Source organism: Pseudomonas sp. 20-5, from assembly GCF_056782835.1.
In genome coordinates this window covers 1,437,078-1,456,375 of the sequence record NZ_CM165584.1, presented here as the reverse complement: position 1 = coordinate 1,456,375, position 19,298 = coordinate 1,437,078, and the positions used below count along the sequence as shown (strand labels likewise).

General features: G+C 65.3%; 20 protein-coding genes. 6 read left to right on the top strand and 14 right to left on the bottom strand.

Annotation, left to right across the window (positions count from 1 at the left end; all coding sequences use genetic code 11):
- Positions 1-5 precede the first annotated feature (5 nt).
- Together recA and AC1RB9_RS06810 are read right to left on the bottom strand one after the other, a co-directional pair.
- Entirely contained in the window at positions 6-1,046 is a 1,041-nt protein-coding gene (gene recA / locus AC1RB9_RS06815) for a recombinase RecA (RefSeq protein ID WP_003092260.1), read from the bottom strand.
- A gap of 133 nt (positions 1,047-1,179) precedes the next feature.
- Positions 1,180-1,686, bottom strand: coding sequence for a CinA family protein (locus AC1RB9_RS06810; RefSeq protein ID WP_003092262.1), 507 nt, complete (start codon positions 1,684-1,686; stop codon positions 1,180-1,182).
- 147 nt (positions 1,687-1,833) lie between these two features.
- Here AC1RB9_RS06810 and AC1RB9_RS06805 point away from each other — a divergent pair, with 147 nt between their 5' ends.
- The 3 genes from AC1RB9_RS06805 (at position 1,834) to fdxA (ending at position 5,924) form a co-directional block, all read left to right on the top strand.
- On the top strand, positions 1,834-2,841 hold the full coding sequence (locus AC1RB9_RS06805; protein ID WP_003098486.1) for a TolB family protein: 1,008 nt from the start codon (positions 1,834-1,836) through the stop codon (positions 2,839-2,841).
- A gap of 125 nt (positions 2,842-2,966) precedes the next feature.
- Entirely contained in the window at positions 2,967-5,534 is a 2,568-nt protein-coding gene (gene mutS, locus AC1RB9_RS06800) for a DNA mismatch repair protein MutS (protein WP_003113873.1), read from the top strand.
- Between the two features lie 66 nt (positions 5,535-5,600).
- Positions 5,601-5,924, top strand: a complete 324-nt coding sequence (gene fdxA / locus AC1RB9_RS06795) for a ferredoxin FdxA (protein ID WP_003092272.1) — start codon at positions 5,601-5,603, stop codon at positions 5,922-5,924.
- A gap of 425 nt (positions 5,925-6,349) precedes the next feature.
- On the opposite strand, the gene rpoS is transcribed toward fdxA, so the two are convergent.
- The 8 genes from rpoS to AC1RB9_RS06755 form a co-directional block, all read right to left on the bottom strand.
- Positions 6,350-7,354, bottom strand: a complete 1,005-nt coding sequence (gene rpoS, locus AC1RB9_RS06790; RefSeq protein ID WP_003113871.1) for an RNA polymerase sigma factor RpoS — start codon at positions 7,352-7,354, stop codon at positions 6,350-6,352.
- 104 nt (positions 7,355-7,458) lie between these two features.
- The gene (locus AC1RB9_RS06785) at positions 7,459-8,352 is read right to left on the bottom strand and encodes a peptidoglycan DD-metalloendopeptidase family protein (protein WP_003115226.1); all 894 of its coding nucleotides are present in this window, start codon (positions 8,350-8,352) and stop codon (positions 7,459-7,461) included.
- A gap of 45 nt (positions 8,353-8,397) precedes the next feature.
- On the bottom strand, positions 8,398-9,033 hold the full coding sequence (locus AC1RB9_RS06780; RefSeq protein ID WP_003098558.1) for a protein-L-isoaspartate(D-aspartate) O-methyltransferase: 636 nt from the start codon (positions 9,031-9,033) through the stop codon (positions 8,398-8,400).
- Positions 9,034-9,065: 32 nt separating this feature from the next.
- Positions 9,066-9,815, bottom strand: coding sequence for a 5'/3'-nucleotidase SurE (gene surE / locus AC1RB9_RS06775; RefSeq protein WP_003453629.1), 750 nt, complete (start codon positions 9,813-9,815; stop codon positions 9,066-9,068).
- A complete protein-coding gene (gene truD / locus AC1RB9_RS06770) occupies positions 9,803-10,870 on the bottom strand; it encodes a tRNA pseudouridine(13) synthase TruD (RefSeq protein WP_003098559.1) in 1,068 nt (355 codons plus the stop codon). Before truD ends, surE begins: the two co-directional genes overlap by 13 nt.
- The gene (gene ispF / locus AC1RB9_RS06765) at positions 10,867-11,340 is read right to left on the bottom strand and encodes a 2-C-methyl-D-erythritol 2,4-cyclodiphosphate synthase (protein ID WP_003098560.1); all 474 of its coding nucleotides are present in this window, start codon (positions 11,338-11,340) and stop codon (positions 10,867-10,869) included. Before ispF ends, truD begins: the two co-directional genes overlap by 4 nt.
- A gap of 70 nt (positions 11,341-11,410) precedes the next feature.
- The gene (gene fghA, locus AC1RB9_RS06760; protein ID WP_003113869.1) at positions 11,411-12,262 is read right to left on the bottom strand and encodes an S-formylglutathione hydrolase; all 852 of its coding nucleotides are present in this window, start codon (positions 12,260-12,262) and stop codon (positions 11,411-11,413) included.
- Between the two features lie 53 nt (positions 12,263-12,315).
- Positions 12,316-13,428: an S-(hydroxymethyl)glutathione dehydrogenase/class III alcohol dehydrogenase gene (locus AC1RB9_RS06755; protein WP_003092351.1), complete on the bottom strand. Its 1,113-nt coding sequence runs from the start codon at positions 13,426-13,428 to the stop codon at positions 12,316-12,318.
- Positions 13,429-13,559: 131 nt separating this feature from the next.
- Between AC1RB9_RS06755 and gfnR the strand changes: the two genes are divergently transcribed.
- From gfnR to yedF, 3 genes are all read left to right on the top strand, one after another.
- Entirely contained in the window at positions 13,560-14,468 is a 909-nt protein-coding gene (gene gfnR / locus AC1RB9_RS06750) for a glutathione-dependent formaldehyde neutralization regulator (protein WP_003098564.1), read from the top strand.
- Between the two features lie 75 nt (positions 14,469-14,543).
- Positions 14,544-15,770: a selenium metabolism membrane protein YedE/FdhT gene (yedE, locus tag AC1RB9_RS06745; protein ID WP_003453634.1), complete on the top strand. Its 1,227-nt coding sequence runs from the start codon at positions 14,544-14,546 to the stop codon at positions 15,768-15,770.
- Positions 15,736-15,984: a sulfurtransferase-like selenium metabolism protein YedF gene (yedF, locus tag AC1RB9_RS06740; RefSeq protein WP_003092358.1), complete on the top strand. Its 249-nt coding sequence runs from the start codon at positions 15,736-15,738 to the stop codon at positions 15,982-15,984. The genes yedE and yedF overlap by 35 nt, the downstream gene beginning before the upstream one ends.
- A gap of 60 nt (positions 15,985-16,044) precedes the next feature.
- Here yedF and ispD read toward each other — a convergent pair whose 3' ends face one another.
- From ispD to kdsA, 4 genes are all read right to left on the bottom strand, one after another.
- Entirely contained in the window at positions 16,045-16,749 is a 705-nt protein-coding gene (gene ispD, locus AC1RB9_RS06735; RefSeq protein WP_003092359.1) for a 2-C-methyl-D-erythritol 4-phosphate cytidylyltransferase, read from the bottom strand.
- 19 nt (positions 16,750-16,768) lie between these two features.
- Complete coding sequence (gene ftsB / locus AC1RB9_RS06730) at positions 16,769-17,053, bottom strand: cell division protein FtsB (protein WP_003098569.1); 285 nt, start codon at positions 17,051-17,053, stop codon at positions 16,769-16,771.
- A 64-nt stretch (positions 17,054-17,117) separates the two neighbouring features.
- Positions 17,118-18,407, bottom strand: coding sequence for a phosphopyruvate hydratase (gene eno / locus AC1RB9_RS06725; RefSeq protein ID WP_003092364.1), 1,290 nt, complete (start codon positions 18,405-18,407; stop codon positions 17,118-17,120).
- Between the two features lie 45 nt (positions 18,408-18,452).
- A complete protein-coding gene (kdsA, locus tag AC1RB9_RS06720; protein WP_003092365.1) occupies positions 18,453-19,298 on the bottom strand; it encodes a 3-deoxy-8-phosphooctulonate synthase in 846 nt (281 codons plus the stop codon).

Genomic DNA, 19,298 nt, shown 5'->3' with positions numbered 1-19,298 from the left:
TGGCCTCAATCGGCTTCGGCGTCAGCCACTTCTTCGGCGTCGGCCTTCACCGGGCCGCTCTTGGCCAGCAACTGGTCGCGAATGGTCTTCTCCAGTACCGAACCGATTTCCGGATTGTCTTCCAGGTACTTGGCGGCGTTCGCCTTGCCCTGGCCGATCTTGCTGCCCTGGTAGCTGTACCAGGCGCCGGACTTCTCGACCAGGCCCAATTGCACGCCCAGATCGATGATCTCGCCGGTACGGTAGATGCCCTTACCGTAGAGGATCTGGAACTCGGCCTGGCGGAACGGCGGGGAAACCTTGTTCTTCACCACCTTGACGCGGGTTTCGCTACCCACCACCTCGTCGCCTTCCTTCACCGCGCCGGTACGACGGATGTCCAGGCGGACCGAGGCGTAGAACTTCAGTGCGTTACCGCCGGTGGTGGTTTCCGGGTTGCCGAACATGACGCCGATCTTCATGCGGATCTGGTTGATGAAGATGACCAGGCAGTTGGCGTTCTTGATATTGCCGGTGATCTTGCGCAGCGCCTGGGACATCAGGCGTGCCTGCAGGCCGACGTGGGCGTCGCCCATCTCGCCTTCGATCTCGGCCTTGGGTACCAGCGCGGCCACGGAGTCGACGATGATCACGTCGACCGCGTTGGAGCGCACCAGCATGTCGGTGATTTCCAGGGCCTGCTCGCCGGTGTCCGGCTGGGAGACCAGCAGGTCGTCGACGTTGACGCCCAGCTTGCCGGCATAGTCGGGATCGAGCGCGTGCTCGGCGTCGACGAAGGCACAGGTGGCGCCCTGTTTCTGGGCCTCGGCGATCACCGAGAGGGTCAGGGTGGTCTTGCCCGAGGATTCCGGACCGTAGATCTCGACGATCCGGCCCTTGGGCAGGCCGCCGATGCCGAGGGCGATGTCCAGACCCAGGGAGCCGGTGGAGATGGCCGGGATCGCCTGGCGCTCATGGTCGCCCATGCGCATGACCGCGCCTTTGCCGAATTGGCGTTCGATCTGTCCCAGGGCCGCGGCCAGGGCGCGCTTCTTGTTCTCGTCCATTGAAGTCCTCGCGAAGTCAGGGCGGCCGGACGGCCACGAACAACTGTATAAGTAGACAGTATTATTCCACAGGGCAAGTCGCTCGCCTACCCCCGACGGGAAGAATGTTCCGAACGGTTGCCCGCAGGCGCGGCTAGCCCGGGTTCTCGCCGTTGCTCATGCGCAGCAGGCCGGTCAGCGCGGTCGCCACCGTCTGCCGGCGCACGGCGTCGCGGTCGCCGTTGAACTGGCAGCGCTCACTGACCAGCCGCTCGCCGTCGGCCCAGGCCAGCCAGACCGTGCCTACCGGCTTTTCCGGCGAGCCGCCGTCGGGCCCGGCGACACCGCTCACCGCCACCGCGAAACGCGCCCCGCTGTGCCGCTGGGCGCCGCGCACCATGGCCTCGACCACTTCCCGGCTGACCGCGCCGACTGCCGGGAACAGCGACTCGGGCACCTCCAACTGGAGGGTCTTCTGGCGGTTCGAGTAGGTCACGTAGCCAGCCTCGAACCAGCCCGAACTCCCCGGGATGCGGGTGATCGCCTCGGCGATGCCGCCACCGGTGCAGGATTCCGCCGTGCTGACCTGCTCGCCCAGGTAACGAAGGCTTTCGCCGAGGCGGGCGGCCAGTGCGGTCAGGTCGGACTCCATCAGGGTCATCACTGTTCTCCAGAGTAGAAACGGAAAGGGACTACCCTACACCATCGGCTTTTCCATTCAGAAGCAGCTTTCGGACAAGCGCAACCGCGCGAAGGCAGCGAATGCGCGAACATGCGTGTTCCATCACCGTCCAAGGAAAGGCACCCCATGAACATCGCGCCACTCAAGGTCTCTCTGCTCTCCCTCGCCCTGCTCCTCTCCCCCGTTGCCAGCCTCCCCGCCCATGCGGCCTGCACCGCCAACCTGGCCCTGCAACCCGCCAGCAGCCTGCCCGCGCTCGGCGGGCGCCTGGTCTACCACAGCTATATGGAGTACGGGGACGGCTCCTCGAACCTCTACCTGCACGATTTCAAGAGCAAGAGCACCCGCCAGCTCAACCAGCCCGGCTGGAACATCGAGGACCCGATGAATGCGCATTTCTCCCCGGACGGCCGCTACCTGACCTTCATGGGCCGCCAGAATGGCGCCTGGCACGTGTTCGCCTGGGCCATCGGCGGTACCCAGGCGCCGAGCAACCTGACCGCGGCCATCGGCGGTCGCAACGAGGATCCGAAGTTCTCCTTCGACGGCCGCCAGGTCGTGCTCAAGCACGAGGGCGACATCCGCCTCGCCACCCTGGTCTTCAATGGCGATGGCAGCGTCGGCGTGAGCGCCTGGAAAGCCGTGACCGGCGACGGCTGGAGCACCGAGGAGTCGATGCCGTTCCTCACACCCTCAGGCAAGTACGTGGTCTACGCGACAGGAGCCGGCGACAGCCTGCGGGTGGTGCGCAGGAACCTGGAGAACGGCCAGGTCAGCGCCCTCGCCACCCCGGCCGCGGGGGGCCGCGACTATTACCCGGTGGTACGCGACTACACCGCCTACTTCCTCTCGCGTACCCAGCCGGCCGGCAACGACCAGTTGGCCATGGTCGTACCCAACAGCCCGCCCGGCACCCCGGCGATCCTGCCGCTCAACCACTGCCAGGGCGACAATTCCGACGCCGCGCCGGTGAACGAGGACTACCTGATCTTCTCCAGCACTTCGTTCGACCCGACCTACAGCCTGCTCCTCGGCGACATCGCCGCGGCGCGGGTCTGGCGTCTCGACCCGGCGCAGATCAACCTGCCCGACGGTCGGCAGAAGCTCGGCGCCAGCTATACCGCGGCACGCTGAAAGCAGCCCGCACAGGCGCGGACCTGAGGGTCCGCGCCGGTTCCGAACGGACCCGACACAGGCCGGCGAATCGGGTTAACATTACCCTCTTTTGCACCGTCCAAAGCCCGCTTCCGAAGGCCCGTATGACCGACCTCTCCCAGCACACGCCGATGATGCAGCAGTACTTCAAACTGAAGCATCAGCACCCCGACCAATTGATGTTCTATCGCATGGGCGACTTCTACGAGCTGTTCTACGAGGACGCGAAGAAGGCCGCCAAACTGCTCGACATCACCCTGACCGCACGCGGCCAGTCCGGCGGCAAGGCGATCCCGATGGCAGGCATTCCCTTCCATTCCGCGGAGGGCTACCTGGCCAAGCTGGTCAAGCTCGGCGAGTCGGTGGCGATCTGCGAGCAGATCGGCGACCCGGCCACCAGCAAGGGGCCGGTGGAGCGCCAGGTGGTGCGGATCATCACCCCCGGCACGGTGAGCGACGAGGCGCTGCTCGACGAACGCCGCGACAACCTGCTGGCGGCGATCCTCGGCGACGAGCGCCTGTTCGGCCTCGCCGTGCTGGACATCACCAGCGGCCGCTTCAGCGTCCAGGAGATAAAAGGCTGGGAAACCCTGCTGGCCGAACTGGAGCGCCTCAACCCGGCCGAGCTGCTGATTCCCGACGACTGGCCACAGGGCCTGCCGGCGGAGAAGCGCCGCGGCGTACGTCGCCGCGCGCCATGGGACTTCGATCGCGACTCGGCGCACAAGAGCCTCTGCCAGCAATTCGGCACCCAGGACCTGAAAGGCTTCGGCTGCCAGAACCTGACCCTGGCCATCGGCGCCGCCGGCTGCCTGCTCGCCTACGCCAAGGAAACCCAGCGTACCGCCCTGCCGCACCTGCGCAGCCTGCGCCACGACCGCCTCGATGACACGGTGATCCTCGACGGTGCCAGCCGCCGCAACCTGGAGCTGGATATCAACCTCAGCGGTGGCCGCGAGAACACCCTGCAATCGGTGGTCGACCGCTGCCAGACCGCCATGGCCAGCCGCCTGATGAGCCGCTGGCTGAACCGTCCGTTGCGTGACCGCGCGGTACTGGAAGCCCGCCAGGAGTCCATCGCCTGCCTGCTGGAACGCTACCGCTTCGAGAACCTGCAACCGCAGCTCAAGGAAATCGGCGACCTCGAACGCATCCTCGCCCGCATCGGCCTGCGCAACGCCCGCCCTCGCGACCTGGCGCGCCTGCGCGACGCGCTGGCGGCGCTGCCGGACCTGCAGAACGCCATGACCGAACTGGAAGCGCCGCACCTGCAGGCGCTGGCCACCACCATCGGCACCTATCCCGAACTCGCCGAACTGCTGGCCAAGGCGATCATCGACAACCCGCCAGCGGTGATCCGCGACGGTGGCGTGATCAAGACCGGCTATGACGCCGAGCTGGACGAGCTGCAGGCGCTGAGCGAAAACGCCGGGCAATTCCTGATGGACCTGGAAGCGCGCGAGAAGGCCCGCACCGGCCTGCCCAACCTGAAGGTCGGCTACAACCGCATCCATGGCTACTTCATCGAGCTGCCACGGGTGCAGGCCGAACAGGCGCCGGCCGACTACATCCGCCGGCAGACCCTGAAAGGCGCCGAGCGCTTCATCACGCCGGAACTGAAGGCCTTCGAGGACAAGGCGCTGTCGGCCCAGAGCCGCGCCCTGGCCCGCGAGAAGGCGCTCTACGAAGAGCTGCTGGAACGCCTGATCGGCCACCTCGCTCCGCTCCAGGACAGCGCCTCGGCGCTGGCGGAACTGGACGTGCTGGCGAATCTCGCCGAACGCGCGCTGAACCTCGACCTGAATCGCCCGCGGTTCGTCGAACACACCTGCCTGCACATCGAGCAAGGCCGCCATCCGGTGGTCGAGCAGGTGCTGGAGACACCGTTCGTGGCCAACGACCTGGCGCTGGATGCCGACACCCGGATGCTGGTGATCACCGGTCCGAACATGGGCGGCAAATCCACCTACATGCGGCAAACCGCGCTGATCGTGCTGCTTGCGCACATCGGCAGCTTCGTTCCGGCTGCACGCTGCGAGCTGTCCCTGGTGGACCGCATCTTCACCCGCATCGGCTCGTCCGACGACCTTGCCGGCGGCCGCTCGACCTTCATGGTGGAGATGAGCGAAACCGCCAACATCCTGCACAACGCCACCGACAAGAGCCTGGTGCTGATGGATGAGGTCGGCCGCGGCACCAGCACCTTCGACGGCCTGTCGCTGGCCTGGGCAGCGGCCGAGGACCTGGCCCGGACTCGCGCCTTCACCCTGTTCGCCACCCACTATTTCGAACTGACCGTACTGCCGGAAAGCCAGCCCGCGGTAGCCAACGTGCACCTGAACGCGACCGAGCACAATGAACGCATCGTGTTCCTGCACCATGTACTGCCGGGACCGGCGAGCCAGAGCTACGGCCTCGCGGTGGCCCAGTTGGCCGGCGTGCCGGCCCCGGTAATCCAGCGCGCCCGCGAACACCTCAAGCGCCTGGAAACCACCAGCCTGCCGCACGAGATGCCGAGCCAGCAGAGCGGCAAGCCCGCCTCGCCGATGCAGAGCGACCTGTTCGCCAGCCTGCCGCACCCGGTGATCGATGAATTGTCGAGGATCAATCCCGACGATATCAGCCCGCGGCAAGCTCTCGATCTGTTATATGCATGGAAGATGCGGGTCTGACGGACTACCGCACAAGCTGCTAGAATCGCGCGCGCTTAGCCGCCCGCCTGAGGAGAGAACTAGAAAATGACCTTCGTCGTCACCGACAACTGCATCAAGTGCAAATACACCGACTGCGTGGAAGTCTGCCCGGTAGACTGCTTCTACGAAGGACCCAACTTCCTGGTCATCCATCCGGACGAGTGCATCGACTGCGCCCTGTGCGAGCCCGAATGTCCGGCCCAGGCGATTTTCTCCGAAGACGAAGTGCCGGAGAACATGCAGGAATTCATCGAGCTGAACAGCGAGCTGGCGGAAGTCTGGCCGAACATCACCGAGAAGAAGGATGCCCTGCCCGACGCCGAGGAATGGGACGGCGTCGCCGGCAAGCTCCAGCATCTGGAGCGCTGATACGCCAAGGCCCGCAATCAGCGGGCCTTTTCTTTGGCGACGAGTAAAACGGCAGGCAAAAAAAGGGGCGGGGTATTACCCCGCCCACTCTTCAGTCCCTCGTCATCATCCTGATGAATCGCCTCCCTGGCGACGTCCCTTCCCCGATCCTTCGGGGTTGCGCGTTCCCTGTACGCAGGAGTGATATTAGCGATTCCCTGTGCTCCCGCAACCTGCCAGAAAACCCAGCGAAGCTTCTTCGGCAGCCATTTTAGAAAAATATATTCCTTTAATTTCAATAAGTTACTTAAATTCACCGAGCGTTTTTGGCAAACCTCCCGGGCATTTATCTACTTAGGCTCACACGCCGTGTAAGTTAATGCTTACAAGAGCAGACACAAAAAACCCGGCGAACGCCGGGTCTTCAGTGGGTCTAAGGTTTTCCGTCACTGGAACAGCGCGTCACTCGACAGGCCATTCTTCTCCAGGATCTCCCGCAGGCGCTTCAGCGCCTCGACCTGGATCTGACGAACCCGCTCGCGGGTCAGGCCGATTTCCTGGCCGACCTCTTCCAGCGTGCTGCTTTCGTGCCCGCGCAAGCCGAAGCGGCGAATCACCACCTCACGCTGCTTGTCGGTGAGTTCCGTCAGCCACTGGTCGATGCTTTCGCTGAGATCGTCATCCTGCAGCAGCTCGCACGGGTCGGTGGGGCGATCGTCGGTGAGCGTATCCAGCAGGGTCTTGTCCGAGTCCGGACCAAGAGAGACGTCCACCGAAGTCACCCGTTCGTTCAGGCCGAGCATGCGCTTGACCTCGGCGACCGGCTTCTCCAGCAGGTTGGCGATTTCTTCGGGGGAAGGTTCGTGGTCGAGCTTGTGGGTCAGTTCCCGCGCCGCACGCAGGTAGACGTTGAGCTCCTTGACCACATGGATCGGCAAGCGAATGGTCCGGGTCTGGTTCATGATGGCCCGTTCGATGGTCTGGCGGATCCACCAGGTGGCGTAGGTCGAGAACCGGAATCCGCGCTCCGGATCGAACTTCTCCACGGCGCGGATCAGGCCTAGGTTGCCTTCCTCGATCAGGTCGAGCAGGGACAGTCCGCGATTGACATAGCGCCGGGCGATCTTCACCACCAACCGCAGGTTGCTCTCGATCATCCGCTTCCGACCAGCGGGATCGCCCTTCTGCGCCAGACGAGCGAAGTGGACTTCCTCTTCGGGCGTCAACAGGGGCGAGAAACCGATTTCGTTGAGATACAGCTGCGTTGCGTCCAACGCGCGCGTGTAGTCGATGTGCTTGTGTTGTTTGGAAGAGAAGGAAGTGGTGGCTTTTGGAGTTGCCCGGGGAGAAGGCTGCTCGTCGGCAGACGACTCGTCCAGCATGATGCCGGGCTCCAGGAGGAGCACTTCATCATCGTGGTCAAACTCCGGCCCTTCTTTTTTGAGTGCCATGTCGTTATCCCTTGCATGAGTTCGACTCAAGCCCGGGCGATTCCTTTCCCGCTGGACACGCCCGGACCCGCTCACCTACATGATGTGGGCGGGCGAACTCCCGGTCAGCGACGTGGCAAATATTGCAGTGGATCGACAGGCTTACCCTGGCGGCGAATCTCGAAGTGCAGCTTCACCCGATCGGTTCCTGTGGAGCCCATCTCGGCAATCGATTGCCCTACCTTGACCTGTTGCCCTTCCCGCACCAGCAGCCTGCGGTTGTGACCGTAGGCACTCACGTAGGTCTCGTTGTGTTTGATGATGACCAACTCGCCGTAGCCCCGCAAACCACTACCGGCGTATACAACGGTCCCACCAGACGCAGCCAGGACAGGCTGGCCCAATTGACCGGCTATATCAATCCCTTTATTCAAACTTCCGTTTGAGGCAAAACGGCCGATCAGAGTACCGCTCGCAGGCCATGCCCACCCCCCCACCGCAGGCCCCGCGACGACGGGAGTCGCGCCGCTGCTGGGTGGGGTCGTGGTCGAGGCCGGAGCCGGTGCGGGCTTGGCAGGTACCGACGTACTAACTGCGGGTGGAACCGGGGTAGGCTTGGTCGCCACGGGCGCAGCGACGACCGGCGTGTTTTTCGCGACGGACGGTTGCGTCGATGCCCGCCCACCAAATTGGATAGCTTGACCGACCTGGATGGTATAGGGCGGCGCGATGCCATTGCGCGCGGCCAGGGCTTTCCAGTCCCAGCCGAAGCGGAAGGCAATGGAATACAGGGTGTCGCCGCGGCGCACGATGTACTGCCCGCTGGTGACCGGCGTACGCCGCGCAGCGGCAGGCGCGGAACCGTTGCGATCGACGACCTTGACCCCGCCGGGAGGCGACGACGAACAGGCGGCGAGAAGGGAACAGACGACGGCCCCGAGCAACAGGTGGCAGCCACCGTAGAGCCGAGTCCATTGCCGCAGGGTCGCTGCTAGCCTCAATCCTTCCCCCTTATCCATCTTCTTCGCTTTCGTTCAATCGGGCCGGCGACGCCGGCCGCCGGCTCAGGCGATCGGGCCGTTGAGCAGCGGGACGAAACGTACCGAGTCGAGTACCTGGCGGCTGAACCCGTCCTCGGTGCGGACGATCAGCATCAGTTGCTGGACCTCGCCGCCACCGACCGGGATCACCAGACGGCCCCCCGGGGCCAACTGGTCCAGCAACGACTGCGGGACTTCCGTGGCCGCCGCGGTGACGATGATTCCATTGTAGGGAGCCAACGCCGACCAGCCCTCCCAGCCATCGCCCCAACGAAAGACAACATTACGCAGGTTTAGCTCCGCAAGACGCTCCTTGGCCTTGTCCTGCAACGCCTGGATCCGCTCGACAGAGAAGACCCGCTCGACCAGTTGCGCCAGCACCGCGGTCTGGTAGCCGGACCCGGTACCGATCTCCATGACCTTGTCCAGCGGGCCGGCCGCCAGCAGCAACTCGGTCATCCGCGCCACCATGAATGGCTGGGAAATGGTCTGGTTGTGGCCGATCGGCAGGGCGGTGTCTTCGTAGGCGCGATGCGAGAGCGCCTCGTCGACGAACAGATGACGCGGCGTGCGGCGGATCACCTCGAGCACGTGGGCGTTGGACAGGCCTTCTTCGTACAGGCGCTGGATCAGGCGCTCTCGGGTACGCTGGGAGGTCATGCCGATACCCCGGCGATGCAGGTCTTCGGACATCACGTCAGTCCTCCCAGCCACTCGTCGAGGCCGCCGAAGGCTTCGTGGAAGGTACGGTCCAGCTGCAACGGAGTGATCGACACGTAGCCTTGCATGATCGCGTGGAAATCCGTCCCCGGCCCGCCATCCTCGGCATCGCCGGCCGCGGCGATCCAGTAGCCTTCCTTGCCGCGCGGATTGACCACCTTCACCGGTGCGGCGGCACGGGCGCGGTGCCCGAGGCGGGTCAGTTGGATACCACGTACGCGATCCAGCGGCAGGTTCGGGATATTGACGTTGAGCACGGTACGCGGCGGCACGGCCAGGCGCTCGTGGGCGGAGACCAGCAGGCGGGCGAAGTGCATGGCGGTGGGCAGGTTGTCCGTCAACCGCGAGACCAGCGAGAAGGCGAAGGCCGGCCCCTTCAGGAAGCGCCCTTCGATGGCCGCCGCCACGGTACCGGAATAGAGGACGTCATCGCCGAGGTTGGCGCCCAGGTTGATACCCGAGACCACCATGTCCGGCAATTCCTCCAGCAAGCCGTTCAGGCCCAGGTGCACGCAGTCGGTCGGCGTGCCGTTGAGGCTGATGAATCCGTTGTCCAGGCGCTGCGGGTGCAGCGGGCGGTCCAGCGTCAGGGAACTGCTGGCGCCGCTCTTGTCCTGGTCGGGGGCGATCACTACGCAATCGGCATGATCCGCCAGCGCGTCGTAAAGCGCGGCGATACCGGGTGCGGTCACCCCGTCGTCGTTGGCAATCAGTATGCGCATGGGTTTTCCGTCTGCCCTGTCGGTACCAGGTCGAGGATTTCACGCACCACTACGGTGGCGAAACAACCGGCCGGCAGGACGAATTCCAGTTGCAGAACATCAGGTTCGGGATAATGCCACGCCAGCCCCTGGATGGGGAGCCGCAGGATGCGCCGTTCGTGCGCCATGCCCGCCTTCGCCAGCCAGCGGCAGAGCGCCGGCTCGCGCCCGGCCAGGGCCAGCTCGCGTTCGAGGACGCCGGCGCCGCTCGGCGGATCGCCCTCGCCCCAGAGCGGTCCGGTGGGGTGCAGGTCGAGGGCGGCCAGACGGGCATCGCGGCATTCTTCCTCGCCAGCGAGGAAAAAGCTGCGGCTGTCGGTGAAGGCCAGCAGGTCACCGACCGCTGCCCGGTTCCAGCTACCCTCCGCGACCCGCTCGGCGAGCAGGCGATTGAACAGGTAGCTGCGCCCGGCGGAAAGGAAGCGCGAACGCAGGTTGCGGTTCGCCGGCAGCAGGTCCTGTTCCGCGCAACTGCGCGCGTCGACCAGGTTGCCGCCGCCGTGGCCGAAGCGTTGCAGGCCGAAATAATTGGGCACGCCGTCCGCGGCGATACGTTCCAAGCGCGCGTCGAGAAGGGCACGCTCCGCCCGCAGCCCGGTCAGACGCAGGGTGAAGCCGTTGGCGGCATGCGCGCCTCGCTGCAACTTGCGCGAATGACGGGTGCAGCGAAGAATCCGCAGGTCCGCGCCCTCGGCTGCACCCAGGTCGGGATCGGCCTTGCCCGGCAGGTGCAGGCTGAACCATTGCCGGGTCAGGGCCTGGCGGTCCTTCAACCCGGCGTAGCTGACGTTCTTCTGCTGCACGCCGGCGGCGCGGCCGAGGCGACGGGCCGCCTCCTCGGTGTTCAATCCGCGCTTTTCCACCCACAACCAGAGGTGCTCGCCTTCACCGCTGAGGGGAATGTCCAGCACCTCGTCGACCTGGAAGTCCTCGGCCACGGCCTTGAGCACCGCCTCGCCGCAGGCTGCCCCATGGGCGCGCGGCCCGAGCAGGTCGAGTTCGCCGAGAACGCTCATCGGGCCATCAGCAAAGCGACCGCATGTACAGCAATGCCCTCTTCGCGTCCGGTGAAACCTAGCCGCTCGGTAGTGGTGGCCTTGACGTTGACCTGGTCGACCGCGACGCCGAGGTCCTCGGCGATCAACCCGCGCATGGTCTCGATGTGCGGCGCCATCTTCGGCGCCTGGGCGACGATGGTGGCGTCGACGTTGCCGACCTTCCAGCCCTTCTCGGCGACGATGGCGACCACGTGTCGCAGCAGCGCGCGACTGTCGGCGCCCTTGAACCGCGGGTCGGTGTCCGGGAAGTGCTTGCCGATGTCGCCCAGCGCCGCCGCGCCGAGCAGCGCATCGGACAAGGCGTGCAGCAGCACGTCGCCGTCGGAGTGGGCGACCAGCCCATGTTTGTGGGGAATGCGCACACCGCCGAGGGTGATGAAGTCGCCCTCGCCGAAGCGATGCACGTCGTAGCCATGGCCAATTCGCATGAAAAAACGCCCTGGTTGGAATCAGGGCGTGATTCTACCCCGGATCGGGACAGGCTTCAGGTATCGCGGATCAACCGTTGAGAACCCCGGCATGATGGCGCAGGTGATCCTCGATGAAACTGGCGATGAAGTAGTAGCTGTGGTCGTAGCCTGGTTGCAGACGCAGCTCCAGCGGGTGGCCGGCCTTGTCCGCCGCATTGCGTAGCGCTTCCGGCTTGAGCTGGACGGCGAGGAAGTCGTCGCGCTCGCCCTGGTCGACCAGGATCGGCAAGCGTTCGGACGCACCCTCGAGCAACGCACAGGCATCCCACTCGCGCCAGGCCGCCGGGTCCTCGCCCAGGTAGCGGGAGAACGCCTTCTGGCCCCAGGGACAATCGCTCGGATGGCAGATCGGCGCGAAGGCCGACAGCGACAGGTAGCGCCCCGGGTTGCGCAGCGCGCAAACCAGCGCGCCATGCCCACCCATCGAGTGCCCGCTGATGCCGCGCCGCCGGGACACCGGGAAATGCGCCTCGATCAGCGCCGGCAACTCGTGCACCACGTAGTCGTGCATGCGGTAGTGCGCGGCCCAGGGCTCCTGCGTGGCGTTCAGGTAGAAGCCTGCGCCCAGGCCGAAGTCCCAGGCGCCGTCGGGATCGCCGGGGACACCGCTGCCGCGCGGGCTGGTATCCGGCGCCACCAGTACCAATCCCAGTTCGGCGGCGACCCGCTGGGCGCCGGCCTTCTGCATGAAGTTCTCGTCGGTACAGGTCAGCCCGGACAGCCAGTACAGGGCCGGCAGCGCCGCCTCCGGCTCGGCCTGGGGCGGCAGGTAGATGGCGAAGACCATCTCGCAGTTCAGGGTCCGGGAAAAATGACGGTAACGCTGGTGCCAGCCGCCGAAGGTCTTCTGGCTGCCGATCAGTTCGAGGGAATCCTTCACGTGACCTCCGTGAAACGGTCGTGGCGAGCCGCAGGGCCCGCCGCGACGGCTTGTCAGTAATGAATGACGGTGCGGATGCTCTTGCCTTCGTGCATCAGCTCGAAGGCCTCGTTGATGTCCTCCAGCCCCATGGTGTGGGTGATGAAGGTATCCAGCGGGATCTCGCCCTTCTGCGCCTTCTCGACATAGCTCGGCAACTCGCTGCGCCCGCGCACCCCGCCGAACGCCGAACCGCGCCAGACGCGGCCGGTGACCAGTTGGAACGGCCGAGTGCTGATTTCCTGGCCGGCACCGGCGACACCGATGATCACCGACTCGCCCCAGCCCTTGTGGCAGCATTCCAGCGCGGCGCGCATCAACTGCACGTTGCCGACGCACTCGAAGGAGTAGTCGACGCCGCCATCGGTCAGTTCGACGATGACGTCCTGGATCGGCTTGTCGTAGTCCTTCGGATTGATGAAGTCGGTGGCGCCCAGTTCCCTGGCGATATCGAACTTGCCCGGGTTGATGTCGACCGCGATGATGCGCGCGGCCTTGGCCATCTTCGCCCCGATGATCGCTGCCAGGCCGATGCCGCCCAGGCCGAAGATGGCAACGGTAGCGCCCTCTTCCACCTTGGCGGTGTTCAGCACGGCGCCGATCCCGGTGGTGACGCCGCAGCCAAGCAGGCAGACCTTCTCCAGCGGGGCATCCTTGGGAATCTTCGCCAGGGAGATTTCCGGCAGCACGGTGTATTCGGAGAAGGTCGAGCAGCCCATGTAGTGGAAGACCGGCTCGCCCTTGTAGGAGAAACGGCTGGTGCCGTCGGGCATCAGGCCCTTGCCCTGGGTGGCGCGTACGGCCTGGCAGAGGTTGGTCTTGCCGGACAGGCAGAATTTGCACTTGCCGCACTCGGCGGTGTAGAGCGGGATGACATGGTCGCCCACCTGCAGGGAGGTCACGCCCTCGCCCACCGCTTCGACGATACCGCCACCTTCGTGGCCCAGGATGCACGGGAACACCCCCTCGGAATCCTGGCCGGACAGGGTGTACGCGTCGGTATGGCAGACGCCGGTGGCGACGATGCGCACCAGTACCTCGCCCTTCTGCGGCGGCGCCACATCCACCTCGACGATTTCCAACGGCTTGTTGGGGGCGAAGGCGACGGCGGCACGGGACTTGATCATCTGGGAACTCCTGAACGATGGAAGCCGGCGGGCCGCTAAGCGACCCACTGAAACGGAAAGTGTAGAAAACCGCGTTTCAAGGAATAATCAGGCAATAATCAAAACATTATTGCCATACAGGGACAATCCAGATGAATCGCTGGGAAGGACTCGACGAATTCGTCGCTGTCGCCGAAACCGGGCAGTTCACCGCGGCAGCCGAACGCATGGGCGTTTCCTCGTCGCACATCAGCCGCCAGGTCGCCCGCCTGGAGGAGCGCCTGCAGACCCGCCTGCTCTACCGCAGCACCCGGCGAGTATCGCTGAGCGAAGCCGGACAGACCTTCCTGCAACATTGCCAGCGCCTGCAGGACGCCCGCGACGAAGCCCTGCGCGCGGTCAGCGACCTCTCCGCGGAGCCCAAGGGCCTGCTGCGCATGACCTGCGCGGTAGCCTACGGCGAACGTTTCATCGTGCCGCTGGTGAATGCCTTCATGGCCGACTATCCGCAACTGCGGGTCGACATCGAGCTGTCCAACCGCCAGTTGGACCTGCTCCACGAGGGCTTCGACCTGGCCATCCGCCTCGGCCGCCTGAGCGATTCGCGATTGGTCGCCACACGGTTGGCACCACGCGTCATGTACCTCTGCGCCACCCCGGAATACCTGCGCCGCCACGGCACTCCGCAGTCGCCGGCGGAACTCGGCCAGTTCAACTGCCTGATCGGCAGCAGCGACCTGTGGAGCTTCCTCGAGGACGGCCGGGAAACCCAGCACCGGGTCCAGGGCAACTGGCGCTGCAACAGCGGCCAGGCGGTGCTCGACGCCGCCCTGCGCGGCTTCGGCCTGTGCCAGCTGCCCGACTACTATGTGATCGAGCATCTGCGCAGCGGCCGCCTGGTCTCCCTGCTGGAAGGCCACCAGCCGCCGAATACCGCGGTATGGGCGCTGTACCCGCAGCAGCGGCACCTGTCGCCGAAAGTCAGGCAACTGGTGGACTATCTCAAGGAAGGCCTGGCGCAATCCCATCCGGGACTCGCCGGGGAGAAAAACCTGCGCTGAAGCAGTAAGGCGATTCACCGCTGCGATAGACTTGGCGGTTTCCCGTTCCATCCGCTATCGATTCAAGGAAGTCGCATGTCTGCCTTCAATGCGTTTCGCCAACGCTACCTGGTGAGGTTCTGGTCGCCGCTGCCGGCGCTGGTCGCCCTCGGCGTCGCCTCCGCCTACTACTTCGCGCTCACCGGCACCTTCTGGGCGGTGACCGGCGAATTCACCCGCTGGGGCGGCCACGTGCTGTCCTGGTTCGGCTACCAGCCACAGGACTGGAGCTACTTCAGGCTGATCGGCCTTCAAGGCACGCCGCTGGACCGGATCGACGGAGTGATGATCATCGGCATGTTCCTCGGCGCCCTGTGCTGCGCCCTCTGGGCCGGCAACGTCAGCCTGCGCTGGCCGACCAGCAAACGTCGCCTGCTGCAGGGTCTGGTCGGCGGTATCGTCGCCGGCTTCGGCGCGCGCCTGGCGATGGGCTGCAACCTGGCGGCGTTCTTCACCGGTATCCCGATGTTTTCCCTGCACGCCTGGGCCTTCATGTTCGCCACCGTCGGCGGCGCCTGGATCGGCGTGAAGATCAGCCTGCTGCCGTTCCTGCGCACACCGCTGAAAGTCGGCGCCACGGCCAGCGCCCTGCCCAGCGCCGAAAGCCTGGCCCGACACGCACGCCTGCAGGCCCGCCTGGGCCTGGCGGTGCTGGCGCTCGCCGCGCTGTTCGCCGCCTGGCGCTTCGAGGTATCGCTGGTGCTGGGCATGGCCTGCCTGTTCGGCCTGCTGTTCGGCGGCCTGATCGAGCGCGCGCAGATCTGCTTCACCAGTGCCGCACGGGACCTCTGGACCACCGGCCGGACCCGCGCCGCCTTCGGCATCCTGCTCGGCATGGCGGCCGCCTGCATCGGTACCTTCGCCGCGATCCGCCTGGGCGTCGCGCCGAAGATCTTCTGGATGGGCCCGAATGCGATCATCGGCGGCATTCTCTTCGGCATCGGCATCGTCCTCGCCGGCGGTTGCGAGACCGGCTGGATGTACCGCTCGATGGAGGGCCAGGTGCACTTCTGGGTGGTCGGCATCGGCAACGTCATCGGCGGAACCCTGGTGGCGATCTTTTGGGACCAGTTGGGCACCCGCCTCGCCCTGCCCTATCCCAAGCTCAACCTGCTGGAAAGCTTCGGGCCCGGCAACGGCCTGCTATTGACCTTCGCCGGCCTGGCCCTGTGCCTGCTGCTGGTGCAACTGAACGCCTCCCGATTCACCCGACCGCGGAAACCGAACCATGAGCCAGACCGACAAACCGACCCTGTCGCTTGACCTGCGCGGCGAACATTGCCCGTACAACGCCATCGCCACCCTGGAAACCCTGGCGACCATGCAGCCGGGCGAACGCCTGGAAGTGGTCACCGACTGCTCGCAATCGGTCCACGGGATTCCCGAAGATACCCAGCGCCAGGGCTACAAATGCCTGGCGGTGGAGCAGCATGGCGCGCTGTTCCGCTTCCTCATAGAGGTGCCGCTGGAAAGCTGAACGAGCGAGCCTGCAACGACAAGAAAGCCGACCCTCGGGGCGGCTTTCTTGTGCCAGGGTTCAGTGCGGAAAACTGCGCTGCAGGCGCAGCAGGTCTTCCGGGGTGGTGATCTTCAGGTTGTCGGCGCGCCCTTCCACCAGCTTCGGCGCATAGCCGGCCCACTCCATCGCCGAAGCCTCGTCGGTGATCGCCACGCCGGCCACCAACGCATCGGCCAGCGCCCGGTGCAGGGCGCCGAGGCGGAACATCTGCGGCGTATAGGCCAGCCAGACCACCGAGCGGTCGATGGTTTCGCTGACCCGGCCGTCGCGGTCGGAGCGCTTGAGAGTGTCCCTCGCCGGCACCGCCAGCAGCCCGCCGACCGGATCTTCGGCGAGTTCTTCGAGCAGGCGGTCGAGGTCGCCGCGGGTCAGGTTCGGCCGCGCGGCGTCATGCACCAGCACCCAGTCGTCGGCCTGTGCCCCCAACTCCAGCAGGCGCAGCAAGCCGTTCAACACCGAGCCGGCGCGCTCGGCGCCCCCGGCGGCGCGCTGCACATGCCGGCTGGCGGCGCAGTCCAGCCCGGGCCAGTAGGGATCGTCCTCGGCCAGGCAGACCACCAGGCCCCTGAGCATCGGGTGTTCGAGGAAACAATCGAGGGTACGCTCGATCACGGTGCGACCGGCAAGATCGAGATATTGCTTCGGGCGGTCGGCGCGCATGCGCGAACCCACGCCGGCGGCGGGGATCACCGTCCAGAAGGCGGGAAGGTCGGAAGTCGTCATCGGGAGAAGGGTCGTCAGCTCACTTGGCGAGCTGGTAGAGGGTTTCGCCGTCCTTGACCATGCCGAGCTCGTGCCGCGCACGCTCCTCGACGGTCTCGGTGCCTTTCTTCAGCTCGGCGACTTCGGCTTCGAGAATCCGGTTGCGCTCCAGCAGGCGCTCGTTCTCGCCATGCTGGTCGGCGATCTGCTTCTGCAGGTCGCGCACCTGCGCCAGGCTGCCATCGCCGACCCACAGGCGATATTGCAGGCCCGCCAGCGCCAGGATCAGCACCACGAACAGCCAGTAGGGGCTACGTAACCTCAAGCCTCGAACTCCTTGAGAAGAAAAGGGGTGGCTCTTGCCACCCCTTCACCGTACCAGACTAGGCTCAGCCGCGGAATTCCGCGCGACCACGGTACGGCGCCTTGGCGCCCAGTTGCTCTTCGATGCGCAGCAACTGGTTGTACTTGGACACGCGGTCGGAGCGGCACAGCGAACCGGTCTTGATCTGACCGGCGGCGGTACCCACGGCCAGGTCGGCGATGGTCGAGTCCTCGGTTTCGCCGGAGCGGTGCGAGATCACCGCGGTATAGCCGGCGGCCTTGGCCATCTGGATGGCTTCCAGGGTCTCGGTGAGCGAACCGATCTGGTTGAACTTGATCAGGATCGAATTGCCGATGCCCTTCTCGATGCCTTCCTTGAGGATCTTGGTATTGGTCACGAACAGGTCGTCGCCGACCAGTTGGACCTTGGCGCCGATCTTGTCGGTCAGGCCTTTCCAGCCGGCCCAGTCGGACTCGTCCATGCCGTCCTCGATGGAGATGATCGGGTAGCGCTGGGTCAGGCCGGCCAGGTAGTCGGCGAAACCGGCGGCGTCGAATACCTTGCCTTCGCCTTCCAGGTCGTACTTGCCGTCCTTGAAGAACTCGCTGGAGGCGCAGTCCAGGGCCAGGGTCACGTCGTCGCCCAGCTTGTAGCCGGCCTTCTCGACGGCCTCGGCGATGGCGGCCAGGGCGTCTTCGTTGGACGACAGGTTCGGCGCGAAGCCGCCTTCATCACCGACGGCGGTGTTCAGGCCACGGGCCTTCAGCACGGCCTTGAGGTGATGGAAGATCTCGGCGCCCATGCGCAGCGCCTCGGCGAAGTTCTTCGCGCCGACCGGCTGGACCATGAATTCCTGGATATCGACGTTGTTGTCCGCATGCTCGCCGCCGTTGATGATGTTCATCATCGGCACCGGCATGGAGTACTGGCCGGGAGTGCCGTTGAGGTCGGCGATGTGCGCGTACAGCGGTACGCCCTTGGCCTGTGCGGCGGCCTTGGCGGCAGCCAGGGACACCGCGAGGATCGCGTTGGCGCCCAGCTTGGCCTTGTTCTCGGTGCCGTCCAGCTCGATCATCGCGTGGTCGAGGGCTTTCTGGTCGGCCGCGTCCTTGCCCAGCAGCAGGTCGCGGATCGGGCCGTTGATGTTGGCCACGGCTTTCAGCACGCCCTTGCCCAGGTAACGGCTCTTGTCGCCATCGCGCAGCTCGAGGGCCTCGCGGGAACCGGTGGAAGCACCGGAAGGCGCGCAGGCGCTGCCGACGATGCCGTTGTCCAGGATCACGTCCGCTTCAACGGTAGGGTTGCCGCGGGAGTCCAGGACCTCACGGCCCTTGATGTCGACGATCTTTGCCATTCTTGTTAACACTCCGAAGTGAATGAACGGGGCGGTCTGAGGAGACTAGGCAGTCTCGATTGCAGGAAAGCTCTTGATCAGCTCGTCCAGTTGCTTGAGCTGGGACAGGAAGGCTTCGAGTTTGTTCAGGCGCAGCGCGCACGGACCGTCGCACTTGGCGTGCTCGGGGTCCGGATGGGCCTCGAGGAACAGCCCGGCGAGCTTCTGGCTGAGCCCGGCCTTGGCCAGGTCGGTGACCTGGGCGCGCCGGCCGCCGGCGGAGTCCGCGCGACCGCCAGGCATCTGCAGGGCGTGGGTGACGTCGAAGAATACCGGGTACTCGAACTGCTTCATGATGCCGAAGCCGAGCATGTCGACCACCAGGTTGTTGTAACCGAAGGAGGAGCCGCGCTCGCAGAGGATCAGGCGGTCGTTACCGGCTTCCTCGCACTTGGTCAGGATGTGCTTCATCTCCTGGGGCGCGAGGAACTGGGCCTTCTTGATATTGATCACCGCGTTGGTCCTGGCCATCGCCACCACCAGGTCGGTCTGTCGCGAGAGGAAGGCCGGCAGCTGGATGATGTCGCAGACCTCGGCCACCGGCTGGGCCTGGAACGGCTCGTGGACATCGGTGATGACCGGTACCTTGAAGGTCTTCTTGATCTCTTCGAAGATCTTCATTCCCTCTTCCAGGCCCGGACCACGGAACGAGTGGATCGAGGAACGGTTGGCCTTGTCGAAGCTGGCCTTGAACACATAGGGGATACCGAGTTTCTCGGTAACCCGTACGTATTCTTCGCAGACCTGCATGGCCAGGTCGCGCGACTCCAGCACGTTCATGCCGCCGAACAGCACGAACGGCAGGTCGTTGCCGATCTGGATATCGCCGACGCGAACGATCTTCTGTGCCAT

Coding starts and splice junctions, on each gene's coding strand:
- recA (WP_003092260.1), bottom strand. CDS start 1,046: ATGGACGAGAACAAGAAGCGCGCCCTGGCCGCGGCCCTGGGACAGATC.
- AC1RB9_RS06810 (WP_003092262.1), bottom strand. CDS start 1,686: ATGACCCTGATGGAGTCCGACCTGACCGCACTGGCCGCCCGCCTCGGC.
- AC1RB9_RS06805 (WP_003098486.1), top strand. CDS start 1,834: ATGAACATCGCGCCACTCAAGGTCTCTCTGCTCTCCCTCGCCCTGCTC.
- mutS (WP_003113873.1), top strand. CDS start 2,967: ATGACCGACCTCTCCCAGCACACGCCGATGATGCAGCAGTACTTCAAA.
- fdxA (WP_003092272.1), top strand. CDS start 5,601: ATGACCTTCGTCGTCACCGACAACTGCATCAAGTGCAAATACACCGAC.
- rpoS (WP_003113871.1), bottom strand. CDS start 7,354: ATGGCACTCAAAAAAGAAGGGCCGGAGTTTGACCACGATGATGAAGTG.
- AC1RB9_RS06785 (WP_003115226.1), bottom strand. CDS start 8,352: ATGGATAAGGGGGAAGGATTGAGGCTAGCAGCGACCCTGCGGCAATGG.
- AC1RB9_RS06780 (WP_003098558.1), bottom strand. CDS start 9,033: ATGACCTCCCAGCGTACCCGAGAGCGCCTGATCCAGCGCCTGTACGAA.
- surE (WP_003453629.1), bottom strand. CDS start 9,815: ATGCGCATACTGATTGCCAACGACGACGGGGTGACCGCACCCGGTATC.
- truD (WP_003098559.1), bottom strand. CDS start 10,870: ATGAGCGTTCTCGGCGAACTCGACCTGCTCGGGCCGCGCGCCCATGGG.
- ispF (WP_003098560.1), bottom strand. CDS start 11,340: ATGCGAATTGGCCATGGCTACGACGTGCATCGCTTCGGCGAGGGCGAC.
- AC1RB9_RS06755 (WP_003092351.1), bottom strand. CDS start 13,428: ATGATCAAGTCCCGTGCCGCCGTCGCCTTCGCCCCCAACAAGCCGTTG.
- gfnR (WP_003098564.1), top strand. CDS start 13,560: ATGAATCGCTGGGAAGGACTCGACGAATTCGTCGCTGTCGCCGAAACC.
- yedE (WP_003453634.1), top strand. CDS start 14,544: ATGTCTGCCTTCAATGCGTTTCGCCAACGCTACCTGGTGAGGTTCTGG.
- yedF (WP_003092358.1), top strand. CDS start 15,736: ATGAGCCAGACCGACAAACCGACCCTGTCGCTTGACCTGCGCGGCGAA.
- ispD (WP_003092359.1), bottom strand. CDS start 16,749: ATGACGACTTCCGACCTTCCCGCCTTCTGGACGGTGATCCCCGCCGCC.
- eno (WP_003092364.1), bottom strand. CDS start 18,407: ATGGCAAAGATCGTCGACATCAAGGGCCGTGAGGTCCTGGACTCCCGC.
- kdsA (WP_003092365.1), bottom strand. CDS start 19,298: ATGGCACAGAAGATCGTTCGCGTCGGCGATATCCAGATCGGCAACGAC.